Raw genomic sequence first — 10,840 nt, 5'->3', positions numbered from 1 at the left:
GCGGTGCCAGCTGGCACCGCGCCTCCCGTCCGACCGTCGGGCAGGGGCCGGGTCAGAGCATGCCGGTGAGCACCCCGCCGTCTGCGCGGACCGCCGCGCCGTTCGTGGCGGACGCCCGTGGGCTGGCGAGGTAGGCGACGAGGTCCGCGATCTCGTCGGGCCGGATGAACCGTTCGAGCAGGGTCGTGCGGTTCTGCTCGATCACCGCCTGGCGCACCGCCTCGACCGGAGCATCCTGCGCGGCCGCGATCGTCCTGACCGTGGCCGCGACCCCGTCGGACCAGGTCGGGCCGCCCAGGACCGTGTTCACGGTGACGCCCGTCCCGCGGGTCCGCTTCGCGAGGCCGTTGCCGAGCGCGATCACCGCCGCCTTCGTGACGCCGTAGTGCACCATGTCGACGGGCACGTTCACGCCGGACTCGCTGCTGACGAACACGATCCTGCCCCAACCGCGCTCGAGCATCGGGTCGAGCAGCGCCCGGGAGAGTCGCACACCGCTCATCAGGTTCACGTCCAGGTACCGCTGCCACTCGGCGTCGTCGACCGCGCCGAACTCGGCCAGGCCGAACAGGCCGACGTTGTTGACGAGGACGTCGACCTCCGGGAGGCGTCCGAGCAGCGCGTCGACCTGGGCCGGGTCGGCGAAGTCCGCCGGGATCCCGGACACCTCGGCGCCGGGGTGCGCCGCTCGCAACCGGGCGACGGCGGCATCGACCCCGGCGCGTCCCCGCCCGTTCAGCACGACCCGCGCTCCCTCGGCCGCGAGGGTCGCTGCGACGGCGTACCCGATGCCCTGCGTCGAGCCGCTGACGAACGCCGTCCTGCCCCTGATGTCGAGGTCCACTCCGCACTCCTGCCATGTCGATTCACTTGCTTGGGCAAGTCAATGTATTCATGTTTACTTGCCTGAGCAAGTCACGGTAGGCTCTCCGCATGCCGGACGAACCCACTGCCGCCGGGCTCAGCACCGAGGAGCTCGAGGTCTGGGCCGCCCTCGCCACCGTGCTCGAACGACTGCCGACCGCGCTCGACGCGCAGCTGCAGCGGGACAGCGGCCTGACGCACTTCGAGCACGGTGTCCTGTTCGCCCTCGACTGCGAACCCGACCGGACGCTGCGGATGAGCGTGCTCGCCGCGGCCGCGAGCTGCACCCTCTCGCGCCTGTCCCGCGCGGTGACGCGGCTGGAGCAGAAGGGCTGGGTCCGCCGGGTGGTCGACCCGGCGGACGGGCGGTTCACGCTCGCCGTGCTCACGGACAGCGGGCACGAGCAGGTCGAGGCGTCCACGCCGGCGCACCAGGCGCTCGTGCGGCGGGTGGTCTTCGATGCGCTGACGCCGGCCCAGGCGCGGCAGCTCGGGGTGGCCGCGCGGCGCATCGCCGAGGCCGTGAGCGGGACACCCGTCTGGACCCCGCCGGTCGGGTGAGCGGCAGGGCCCGAACCTCGGGCGGCCGGTCCCGACGGGGTCAGGGGCGCGGTGGGAGCGTGTACGACCCGTGCCGCACGTCCTCGACCAGCGAACGGTCCGATGGCCGCCAGCCGTAGGCGGACCGGGCCTTCGTCGCGAGGAGGTGCGTCGACGTCGTCAGAGCACGCACCCCGGGGCCCATCTGCGCCTCGGCCGCCTCGAGCGGGACGGAGACGCTCGGGGTGCCGGTGAGGTCGCCGATCGCGCCGGCGAGTTCCCGGAACGTGAACGGCACGGACCCGACCGCGTTGAACACGCCGGCGACCGGGTGCTCGATCGCCCGGACGTACAGGTCGGCGAGGTCGTCGACGTGCACGGGGTACCACGCGTTCGAACCGTCCCCGATGTACGTCGCGACGCCGTTCGTGGCGGCCGCCTCGATGAGCCCGGTCACGAGACCCGTCCCACCGCGACCGAAGACGAGCCCCGCGCGGACGGCGATCCCGGTGATGCCGGCGGTGCCGAGGACGATCCGTTCGGCCTGCGCCTTGACCGGCTGCGCGCTCACCTCGGGGAGGACCGCGTCCTCGGTGACGTCCACCGGGTCGAAGCCGTAGACGAGTCCGGTGGAGGTGTAGACGACGGGCTTCGCTGCGGCTCCGGCGGCTCCTTCGGTCACTGCCCTGACGGCGGCGAGTTCGTCCTCGGTCGACTGCGCGGTCGGTGTGTAGTCCGAGGCCGCGTACACCACGGCGTCGGCGGCCGCGGCGGCGGCCGCACGGAGCACCGCGGTGTCCGTGATCGAACCGGCGACTGGTTCTGCACCGGCTGCCCGGAGGCGAGCGGCGCTCTGCTCGGAGCGCGCGAGCGCGGTGACGGCGTGACCGGCGGTACGGAGGTGTTCGACGAGGACCGAGCCGAAGTAGCCGGTGCCGCCGATGACGAAGATCTGCATGGTCGGCACGCTAAACTCTGACATCAGTGTCAAGGTCAAGCGAGGAGCAGCGATGCAGATCGGCGAGCTGAGCCGGGCGAGCGGGGCGAGTGCCCGATCCCTGCGCTACTACGAGCAGCTCGGGTTCATCCGGCCGGAGCGGCGGGCGAACGGGTACCGCGAGTACGACGCGTCCGACGTCGAGACCGTCGGCACGATCAGGATGCTCCTCGACCTCGGGCTGCCGACGGCGCTCATCGAGCAGGTGCTGCCCTGCACACGGGGCAGGAAGGTCGAGGATCAGTGCCCGGGGATCGTCGACCAAGTCGTCGCGATCCGGGACGACATGGACGCGCGGGCGCAGCGGCTCCTCGCGACCAGGGACGCACTGTCGGAGTCGCTCTCGCGCGTCGGACGCTGAACCGTTCCGCAGGCAGATCCCCGACGTGTGCAGCCGTCCACCCTAGGGTGACGCCATGCATGACGAACCTGACGGGGACCAGCGCCCGATCGTGCCGAGCGGCGACGGTGCCGTGCGCCACGGCCGACAGCGGCGCACCGCCCGCACCCTCTTCCCGGCGATCGGCGGCGTGCTCGCGATGGCACTCGTGCTCACCGGTGGCTACGCGGCCTGGTCGTACGCGCAGCTCGACAGCGCGGTGACCAAGGTGCACGTGGCGCTCCCGCACCCCTCGGCGTCCGCCGACGTCGACGGGGCGGCCGAGAACATCCTGCTCGTCGGGGACGACCACCGGCCGGCCGACGCCACCCCGCAGGAGCTCGCCGAGCTCGGCACGCAGCTCGACGGCGGTGCGACGAACACGGACACCATGATCGTCCTGCACATCCCCGCCGGCGGGGGCAGCGCGACGATGATCTCGTTCCCGCGGGACTCGTGGGTGCCGATCCCCGGCCACGGCACGTTCAAGCTCAACAGCGCGTTCTCGGACGGAGCGGCGAACGGCGGGGGCGACGCCGGCGGCATGCGCCTCCTCATCCAGACCATCGAGAACATCAGCGGCTTGCAGATCGACCACTTCGTGCGCGTCTCGCTGCTCGGCTTCTACCAGCTCGTGAAGGCGCTCGGGCCCATCCAGGTGTGCCTGAACGAAGCCGCGCACGACCCGAACTCGAACGTGGACCTGCCCGCGGGGAGATCGACGCTGAACGCCTCGCAGGCGCTCTCGTTCGTCCGGCAGCGGGACGGGCTCCCGCGCGGTGACCTCGACCGCGAGGTCCGTCAGCAGTACTTCCTCTCGCAGGAGGCCCGCAAGGTCCTCTCCGCCGGCACCCTCCTCAACCCGGTCAAGGTGTCGGAGCTGCTGCACGGTGTCGGTGACGCGGTGCAGATCGACGACGGGCTGAGCATCCCGAGCCTCGTCTCGACGTTCCGCGGCATCGACCTGTCGAGCATCCGGTCGACGACGATCCCCACCTCGGGGACGCCGACCATCGACGGCTACTCGACGGTGGCGGTCGACTTCGCCGCGATGCCCGCGTTCATCCAGGGCATCGTGGGTGCGCCGGCGGCCTACACCGAGGCGAAGGCCGCGACGCCGTCGAGCGTGCACGTGTCGGTGCAGAACGGCGGCTCGACGCCCGGTGGCGCCACGGCGGCCTCGGCAGCGCTCACGGCGAAGGGGTTCGTCGTCGGGGCGCCGAGCGACACCACGACCACGGCGGCGACGGTCGTCGAGTACCCGAAGGGTGCGGAGGCCGAGGCGAAGGCCGTCGTCGCCGCCGTCCCCGGAGCCACGGCGGTGCGCTCGACCACGGTGTCCGGGGTGACCCTCGTGCTCGGGACCGACGGACACACGGTCGCTGCTGCGGGGAGAGCCCGGTCCGGGTCGTCCGGCGCGGCCTCCGGCTCTGCTGCCCGCTCCGGTACGTCTGGTTCGTCGGGGTCCGGTGCGTCCGGCTCCGGTGCGTCTGGTTCGTCCGCGCCGGCTGCCACCCCGTCGTCCACCCCGGTCGGCAGCGCGTACGGCGAGCAGGGCGCCTGCATCAACTGATCCCGCCGCCGACCGCTGCGACGTGTCAGCATGGAGCGTGCTGACCGTCGGGATCCTCGTCGTCGCTGGCGTGGTGGCCGGGGTCATCGGGACCGCCGGCGGGATCACCTCGCTCGTGGCGTACCCGGCGCTGCTCGCCGTCGGGGTCCCACCGCTCGCCGCGAACGTCACGAACTCCGTCGCGCTCATCGGCAGCGGTGCGAGCTCCGCGTTCCGCGCGCGGCACGAGGTCCGCGCCGAACCCACCGTCCTGCGTCGTTGGATGCCGACGACCGTGGCTGCGTCGCTCGCGGGTGCGGTGCTCCTGGTCGTCACGCCGGCGCACGTCTTCGACCGCATCGTTCCGTTCCTCGTGCTCGCCGGCGGAGTCCTCCTCCTGCTGCAGCCGCTCATCGACCGTCGTCGTCGGAGGCCGATCGTCGACGCCACTGCTGCGCCGACCGGTGGCGCGTCAGCCAGCATCGTCGGGGTCGGCGTCTACAACGGGTACTTCGGCGCCGGCTCCGGTGTGCTCATGATCGCCGTCCTGCTGCTCACCGGCGCTCCGTCCCTGCACCGTGCGAACGCCCTGAAGAACGTGTTGCTCCTCGCCGCCGACCTGCTGCCTGCCGTCGTGTTCGCCGTGTCCGGACACGTCGTGTGGTCCGCCGCCGTGGCGCTCGGCGCCGGAGCGGTGATCGGCGGGCTGCTCGGGCCGACCGTCGCACGGCGCGTGCCGCACGGCGCCCTCCGGATCGCGATCGCGTGCTGCTCGGCCGCGCTCGCCGTGTACCTGTTCGTCACGGTCTCGTCGTCCTGACCCGCGGGGTCGGATCGGTACGGTGGTGCGTATGGCACCATTCACACCGCCGTCCAGCGACGCCGTGCGCGCACGCCTCCTGCTCGCCGCGCGCGACGAGTTCGCCGCTGCGGGGCTCATCGGCGGCAAGGTGGAGCGGATCGCCGCCGCCGCGTCGAGCAACAAGGCGCAGGTCTTCCACTACTTCGGCAGCAAGGAAGGGCTCTTCGACGCCCTCGTCGAGCAGACCGTCACCGAGACCTTCGACACCGTCCCGCTCGACACCGAGGACCTGCCCGGGTTCGCGGGGCGGCTCCACGACTCCTGGACCGAGCGACCGTGGGCCCAGCGGCTCGCCACCTGGCACCGGCTCGAGCGGGGGTCGGCCGCACCGCTCGAGGCGGTCCTCGGCCGTCGGACCGCCATGGTCGACGAGGTCGAGCGGGCGCAGCGGGCCGGCGTCCTGCCGCGCAACTACCGACCGGCCGTGCTGCTCGGCCTCGTGCTGCACCTCGCGGCGTTCTGGAGCGAGGGCTCACCGGAGTCCGAGGCCCTGACGCGCGCGGTGGTCCCGGCTCGGCGGCGGCAGATCGTCGTCGACGCGGTCACGTCACTCGTCGGCAGCTGACGGTCAGGACCCCTCGCCGAACGGCAGGAGGCCGAGGCCGAGTCCGAACGGCACGCCCGACCCGAGGAAGCCGGACGCGGCGACAGCGGCCGGCAGCACGACCGTGACGAGCGTGAGTGTGGCGCCGATGAGCACCGCCGCGAAGGCCATCCCGTCGCCGCGCTCGCCGGTGCGCCGGACCTCGCGGCGGGCGATGAACCCGACGACGATCCCGCCGACCGGCGCGAGGAACGCGAGCGCGAAGGCCACGACGGCGATCAGGCTCAGCGGAGCGATCGGTGCGGGAACGGCGTCGGCGTGGGTGGCGGTCGCGGGGGAGCCGGGAGCGGTGTCGGTCACGGCGACCGAGCCTACGAGCAGGGCGATCCGCGGGGGAGTACCCAGTCCTGGTGGCGGGAGGCACCGCGGTGTGCCACGCTCGGTCCGTGGACGACGGACTCCTCTACGACCTCTGCAGTCGAGCGCGGCGCGTGCACATGCGTGCCGGTGGTTCAGGGCCGGCGCTCCGCGGGCTGACGGACTTCATCTCCGCCGCAGCCGACCCCCGGGGGACCTACTCGGACGCAGCCCTCGCGGCACTCATCGAGGCGGCGCCGGACCCGGTCGGGTTCCGGTGGGGGCTGGAGCGGCTCGAGGCGGTGAGTGCCGTCCGGACCGTCCCGCCGTCGGACTACTCCGCAGAGGAGGTCACCGAGTACGAGGACGCACAGGCCGAGCTGCTCCGTCGGATCGGCCGGGACAGCGGAGAGCCCGCGCCGGGTCCGGTCCAGGTCGTGAAGAACGTTCTGGAGCAGTTCGTCCGCCGCTGGTACTGACGCCAGCGCGGCCGATCGATCAGCCCCGTCGTCCGGCGCGTGCGGCGAAGGCGTCGAGCGCCCCCAGCACCTCGTCGTTCCGGAAGAGGACGCCCCGCTGGTACTCGTTCTTCTTCGTCAGGATGCCGGCGGTGACGAGTCGGTCGAGGTGGGGGTACACGTTCTTCGGTTCGACTCCCATCTCGGCTGCGAGGGTCGATGCGTTGAGTACGGGCTGCCGGGCGACCACATCGAGTGCCTGCCAGATGCCGGAGTCGCGACGAGCCGTGACGGCGGTCCGCCACCGCGTTCGGATCGACGAGATCTCGTCCACGAGTTCGCGAGCGTTGCCGATCGCTTCGAATGAGGCCTCGGCGACCAGGCGGATGATCGGCTCGATGTCTCCCCGGCGGTAGTCGGTGAGCGCTCGGACGTAGCCCGCGGTGTCGGTCAGCAGGCCCGCGGAGACCGGCACGGTCACGTTCTGGGTGAGTTCGTTCGACCGGAGCATCGACTGGAGGAGCGCTCGCCCGGTGCGGCCGTTCCCGTCGGTGAAGGGGTGGATGGTCTCGAACTGCGCGTGCGTCACCGCCACCTGCGCGAGTCTGGGGAGGTCCAGCCTGCGGGCGAACTCCATCACGTCTTCGACCAGGGACGGGACCCGTTCCCAGGCCGGCGCGACGTAGTCGGCGCCGACCGGTGTCCGCCCACTCGTGCCGATCCACACGGCCTCTTCACGGAACCGGCCTGCTTCGTGTCGGCTGTCACCGCGGAGCAGCACTTCGTGCATGGCCAGCACGGTCTCCGTCGTGAGCTGGTCCGACAACTCGATCGCGGTCCGCATCGCACGGGTGTTCGACACGATCTCGCTCGCGTTGCGCTTTCCGACACCGCCGAGTTCGGCGGTGAAGATCTGTCGTGCGCTCGCCGTCAGGTGTTCGATCTGCGAGGAAGCAGCGGCTTCGGAGCGGAGCAGCAACGGGGCGAACGGCGCTACCTCGCTCCCCAGCGACTCATCGAAGCGCGTGAGCGCTGTCGATGCCTCGTCTGCGAGGACCGCCACGGCGTCGGACAGTCGCATGGAACGGTGCGCGATCTCGGGGGGCACCGCCGCTCGGTACGGCTCTGTCGTCGTGTGTCGGCGCGCGGCCCGGGTGCCGTGCTCTGCGTAGCGGCTCTGCCACTGCAGATCCTCGAACTCGAGCGACGGCCACTCCTCGGGAAGCGATGTCATGATTCGGACCTCGGTCATTCTGTGATGCTTCATTATCTCAGAAAATCTCATGCCGAGCATCTGACTTCCTGTCTTCCCTTCCGTCACCGCGCCATCGACTTGTCGTCGGAGCTCGTTCCCCGGTGCTCTCTGAGCCAGCGAACGTCCCGCGGCGAGTCCGGAGCAGCGCGCCGTGCCCGCTTGCCTGTCCGCTGGGTTGGACACAGCACTCGGCGGGAACATGATCGAGCGGGAGGCGTGCAGCGATCTGAAGCCCGCGCTGCCGCGCCCTGACGGGAAGTGCCGCGCCCCTTCACCGGGCATTCTCGCGGGACAGTCGCGTGGGAAACCTCGGGTCAGGAAGGAGGCGGGCAGGTCGTCATGGCTGTCGCAGCCGGCCGTTTACCGGTGGACGACCGGCTGTCGGGACGATGCCGCAGTAGCGTCTTGGGATGGACTATTCCTTCTCCGCTCCGACCGCGATGGAGTTCAAGGCGCTCTATGACGAGACCGGTTGGGCTGACTGGACCCTCGACCACTTCGAGCGGGCCTTGTCCGGGAGTTGGGTCGTCTGCACCGTTCGGGATGACGCTGGCCGCCTGATCGGGATGGGCCGGCTCATCAGCGACGGGGCGCTTCACGCCTTCGTCACGGAGATGATCGTGACCGAACAAGCTCGCGGGGCAGGCATCGGCGCCGAAGTGCTCGCGCGCCTGGTAGATGAGGCGCGTCGCCGGGGCGTGAACGACCTGCAGCTCTTTGCAGCGAATGGTCGGGCTGCGTTCTACGAGCGTCACGGCTTCGAGCGGCGGCCCGACGGCGGACCGGGCATGGACGTGGTGGGCGTTCGCTAGCCGATCCCCGATCGAGCCGCGCGATCGAACGAAGTCACGAAAAGGTCCTACCAGGCCGAGAACCGGCCGCCGTTGGTCGACCCTGCACTCGGATCTGACCGTCGCATGACATCCTGTTGACATTCGGCGAACGAACGAGCTGAGGAGTCATGATGGCGTCCCGCACTCGACGCGCACCACTGAGTGACCGCGGCGCGCTGTGGAACCTCGCCCTCATCTGGGTGGTCATCGTCGTCGGACTGCTCACGGCGATCGTCTGCGTCGGGTTCATCCTCAACGAGAGCCTCATCTCGTACAACACCTGCGCCGCCCGCACCGAAACCTGCGGTGATGCGGGCTGGTACAGCAGCATGGGCCTCACCCTCTTCGGTGGCTTCGCTGCAGTCATCACTGGGGGTGGGCTCGGTATTCACCGCCGCTACCGGGCCAGCGGAGTCTTGTACCCGATCACGGGCCTCGGCTGCACACTCCTGCTGACCGCGCTCGCCGTCGTTCTCCTCAAGACCCTCACCCGCACGTAGGGCCTTCAACTTCGCCATCTCGCAAGGGCGACCACGAGCCACCGGTGAGCGATACGGTGCGCGGGCCTCAGTAGTCGAGCGCTGGCCACTCCGACAGGCGGGAGAAGCGGGGGCGCGGCGGTGTCGGCTCATCGTCATCCATCGCTCGGACCTCCGTGAGCACTGTGACTTCGGTCGTGCCGTACCAGCGGTGCGCGACGCCGTTCCGCTCGTCGATGACCACCGTCACGCGGGCCGCCGGGTCGCGCTCGTGTTCGCAGGTCAGGAGCAGCCAGTGCCCGTGGATCCGTTGCACCAGGACCGGCGCGAAGCTCGCGGGCGAGCCCCACACGGGCAGCAGCTCCGGGGTGAGCAGTCGAACCGGAGGAGCTCCCGTGCCGCTGCGGCCGAAGCTGATTTCCACTGGCCCGTCGACCGAGTGGAGGACACCTGCCGCGTACTGGTCGCGGTGACGGTCGCCCTGCCGATCGAACGTCCAGCTCTCGTCGCGCTCGTCGATGACGAGCTGGAACTGCTGCGGTTGCACCGAGCCACCCCGTAGCAGAGTGACCCCGCGAGCGAGTCGTCGAGCAGGGCGCCGGAGCGCGGCGACCTCCGCCCGGAGGGTCGGGGCGTCGGTTTCGGCCAGAACGGTGTCGAAACGCACATCCCCCATCTTGCGCCCACGGGCACTGGCACGGGCACGGGCACGGGCACGGGCACGGGCACGGGCACGGGCGCGGACGCGGCGAGATCTCGACAGCCGGTCGGCCCGAGAGCCAGAGGAGGCATTCAGTGTCGATGAGGGCGTCGAACCCCCGTCAGGCTCGATTCTGCGGCACCTCGGCGCTCGACCGCGGCTGTTACGGCGAGGGTGACGCCGACCAAGAGGAACGGCGCGCCGCCGAACACGAGGAGCGCGGCGCCGAAGGGGAAGGTACTGTCCGTCGCGGCGTAGACGACGAGGAGGATTGCGCCGGTACCGCTCACGACCCCTGCGACTGCTGCGAAGATTCCGGCGAGCAGGACGAGTCGTCGAGTGTCGGTCACGAACTCAGGGTAGGCGAGGAGTCCGTCCTCACCTCGGTCGCCGCTCAGCTTCGGGCGCGATCGGGTCTCGAGATCAGTTCCCCGTGTCACTCTCTGCGATGGTCGCTGCCCATGTCTGGCCGTCTCGGCCGTTGATGGTCACGGCGTAGGACGCACCGATGCCCACCTCGAACTGGTTCGGCGACCCCGCTCCCGTCTGGTCACAGTCGAGCTGGTACGTCCCCAGGGGTTTGACGACGAGATCGATGTTGCCCGGGCCCGAGCAGGTGACGTAGACGAACGCGAAGCGCTCCTCCGCAGTGAACACTCCGAGGAACGACGATCCCTGCTGGTCGTCCACGGTGTCGATCACCGTCACTCCGCCGTCGGCCGGCTCCAAGTGGACCACCGGCGCCGGAGAAGCAGACGCGGCCGCCGACGGCGTCGATGCCGGCGTGCTCGTCTTCGAAGGGGACGGGTCACCGTGAGTATCGGTGCAGCCACCCAGGGCGGTAGCGACGGCGAGTAGTCCCACCCCTACCCGAAGTCGCCGCTGACGCGTGGTCACGTTCGTACCTTTCGATGAGTGGTGCGCGGCACCGTCGGCGTTCCAATGGCGAGCCTGTCGACACGTTGGTGAGCAGAAATGGTCGCCTCCGAGTCCGGGAGGCAACCATTTCTGCTCACTCCC

At 70.6% G+C, this 10,840-nt stretch carries 15 protein-coding genes; 8 read left to right on the top strand and 7 right to left on the bottom strand.

What is annotated here, in order from left to right; all coding sequences use genetic code 11:
• Positions 1 to 52: 52 nt before the first annotated feature.
• On the bottom strand, positions 53 to 844 hold the full coding sequence (locus Q7F20_RS15895; protein ID WP_305741042.1) for an SDR family NAD(P)-dependent oxidoreductase: 792 nt from the start codon (positions 842 to 844) through the stop codon (positions 53 to 55).
• 89 nt (positions 845 to 933) lie between these two features.
• On the opposite strand from Q7F20_RS15895, the gene Q7F20_RS15890 reads away from it, so the two are divergent.
• Positions 934 to 1,425: a MarR family winged helix-turn-helix transcriptional regulator gene (locus tag Q7F20_RS15890; RefSeq protein ID WP_305741041.1), complete on the top strand. Its 492-nt coding sequence runs from the start codon at positions 934 to 936 to the stop codon at positions 1,423 to 1,425.
• Between the two features lie 40 nt (positions 1,426 to 1,465).
• Here Q7F20_RS15890 and Q7F20_RS15885 read toward each other — a convergent pair whose 3' ends face one another.
• Positions 1,466 to 2,362: an NAD-dependent epimerase/dehydratase family protein gene (locus Q7F20_RS15885; protein ID WP_305741040.1), complete on the bottom strand. Its 897-nt coding sequence runs from the start codon at positions 2,360 to 2,362 to the stop codon at positions 1,466 to 1,468.
• On the opposite strand from Q7F20_RS15885, the gene Q7F20_RS15880 reads away from it, so the two are divergent.
• From Q7F20_RS15880 to Q7F20_RS15865, 4 genes are read left to right on the top strand one after another with little or no spacing between them, the layout of a single operon-like run.
• On the top strand, positions 2,361 to 2,762 hold the full coding sequence (locus Q7F20_RS15880; RefSeq protein ID WP_305741039.1) for a MerR family transcriptional regulator: 402 nt from the start codon (positions 2,361 to 2,363) through the stop codon (positions 2,760 to 2,762). The two genes, Q7F20_RS15885 and Q7F20_RS15880, sit on opposite strands and share 2 nt — an antisense overlap.
• Positions 2,763 to 2,817: 55 nt before the next feature.
• On the top strand, positions 2,818 to 4,353 hold the full coding sequence (locus tag Q7F20_RS15875) for an LCP family protein (protein ID WP_305741038.1): 1,536 nt from the start codon (positions 2,818 to 2,820) through the stop codon (positions 4,351 to 4,353).
• Between the two features lie 22 nt (positions 4,354 to 4,375).
• Complete coding sequence (locus tag Q7F20_RS15870) at positions 4,376 to 5,152, top strand: sulfite exporter TauE/SafE family protein (protein ID WP_305741037.1); 777 nt, start codon at positions 4,376 to 4,378, stop codon at positions 5,150 to 5,152.
• A gap of 31 nt (positions 5,153 to 5,183) precedes the next feature.
• On the top strand, positions 5,184 to 5,759 hold the full coding sequence (locus Q7F20_RS15865; protein WP_305741036.1) for a TetR family transcriptional regulator: 576 nt from the start codon (positions 5,184 to 5,186) through the stop codon (positions 5,757 to 5,759).
• A gap of 3 nt (positions 5,760 to 5,762) precedes the next feature.
• Here Q7F20_RS15865 and Q7F20_RS15860 read toward each other — a convergent pair whose 3' ends face one another.
• Positions 5,763 to 6,098: a DUF4190 domain-containing protein gene (locus Q7F20_RS15860; RefSeq protein ID WP_305741035.1), complete on the bottom strand. Its 336-nt coding sequence runs from the start codon at positions 6,096 to 6,098 to the stop codon at positions 5,763 to 5,765.
• 86 nt (positions 6,099 to 6,184) lie between these two features.
• Here Q7F20_RS15860 and Q7F20_RS15855 point away from each other — a divergent pair, with 86 nt between their 5' ends.
• Positions 6,185 to 6,574, top strand: coding sequence for a hypothetical protein (locus tag Q7F20_RS15855; RefSeq protein ID WP_305741034.1), 390 nt, complete (start codon positions 6,185 to 6,187; stop codon positions 6,572 to 6,574).
• A gap of 19 nt (positions 6,575 to 6,593) precedes the next feature.
• Here the strand turns inward: Q7F20_RS15855 and Q7F20_RS15850 are convergent, their stop codons facing one another.
• Positions 6,594 to 7,805, bottom strand: a complete 1,212-nt coding sequence (locus Q7F20_RS15850) for a Fic family protein (protein ID WP_305741033.1) — start codon at positions 7,803 to 7,805, stop codon at positions 6,594 to 6,596.
• 413 nt (positions 7,806 to 8,218) lie between these two features.
• Between Q7F20_RS15850 and Q7F20_RS15845 the strand changes: the two genes are divergently transcribed.
• The gene (locus tag Q7F20_RS15845) at positions 8,219 to 8,620 is read left to right on the top strand and encodes a GNAT family N-acetyltransferase (RefSeq protein ID WP_305741032.1); all 402 of its coding nucleotides are present in this window, start codon (positions 8,219 to 8,221) and stop codon (positions 8,618 to 8,620) included.
• 152 nt (positions 8,621 to 8,772) lie between these two features.
• Positions 8,773 to 9,141, top strand: a complete 369-nt coding sequence (locus tag Q7F20_RS15840; RefSeq protein ID WP_305741031.1) for a hypothetical protein — start codon at positions 8,773 to 8,775, stop codon at positions 9,139 to 9,141.
• A 67-nt stretch (positions 9,142 to 9,208) separates the two neighbouring features.
• Here the strand turns inward: Q7F20_RS15840 and Q7F20_RS15835 are convergent, their stop codons facing one another.
• From Q7F20_RS15835 to Q7F20_RS15825, 3 genes are all read right to left on the bottom strand, one after another.
• Positions 9,209 to 9,667: a hypothetical protein gene (locus tag Q7F20_RS15835; protein WP_305741030.1), complete on the bottom strand. Its 459-nt coding sequence runs from the start codon at positions 9,665 to 9,667 to the stop codon at positions 9,209 to 9,211.
• A gap of 245 nt (positions 9,668 to 9,912) precedes the next feature.
• A complete protein-coding gene (locus Q7F20_RS15830) occupies positions 9,913 to 10,170 on the bottom strand; it encodes a hypothetical protein (RefSeq protein WP_305741029.1) in 258 nt (85 codons plus the stop codon).
• Between the two features lie 73 nt (positions 10,171 to 10,243).
• The gene (locus tag Q7F20_RS15825) at positions 10,244 to 10,717 is read right to left on the bottom strand and encodes a hypothetical protein (protein ID WP_305741028.1); all 474 of its coding nucleotides are present in this window, start codon (positions 10,715 to 10,717) and stop codon (positions 10,244 to 10,246) included.
• Positions 10,718 to 10,840 lie beyond the last annotated feature (123 nt).

The organism is Curtobacterium sp. A7_M15, assembly GCF_030705415.1.
GTDB lineage: Bacteria > Actinomycetota > Actinomycetes > Actinomycetales > Microbacteriaceae > Curtobacterium.
Note: the sequence above shows the minus strand (reverse complement) of the source record. Positions and strands in the feature narration are given on the sequence as shown.

Coding starts and splice junctions, on each gene's coding strand:
- Q7F20_RS15890 (WP_305741041.1), top strand. CDS start 934: ATGCCGGACGAACCCACTGCCGCCGGGCTCAGCACCGAGGAGCTCGAG.
- Q7F20_RS15880 (WP_305741039.1), top strand. CDS start 2,361: ATGGTCGGCACGCTAAACTCTGACATCAGTGTCAAGGTCAAGCGAGGA.
- Q7F20_RS15885 (WP_305741040.1), bottom strand. CDS start 2,362: ATGCAGATCTTCGTCATCGGCGGCACCGGCTACTTCGGCTCGGTCCTC.
- Q7F20_RS15875 (WP_305741038.1), top strand. CDS start 2,818: ATGCATGACGAACCTGACGGGGACCAGCGCCCGATCGTGCCGAGCGGC.
- Q7F20_RS15865 (WP_305741036.1), top strand. CDS start 5,184: ATGGCACCATTCACACCGCCGTCCAGCGACGCCGTGCGCGCACGCCTC.
- Q7F20_RS15850 (WP_305741033.1), bottom strand. CDS start 7,805: ATGACCGAGGTCCGAATCATGACATCGCTTCCCGAGGAGTGGCCGTCG.
- Q7F20_RS15845 (WP_305741032.1), top strand. CDS start 8,219: ATGGACTATTCCTTCTCCGCTCCGACCGCGATGGAGTTCAAGGCGCTC.
- Q7F20_RS15840 (WP_305741031.1), top strand. CDS start 8,773: ATGGCGTCCCGCACTCGACGCGCACCACTGAGTGACCGCGGCGCGCTG.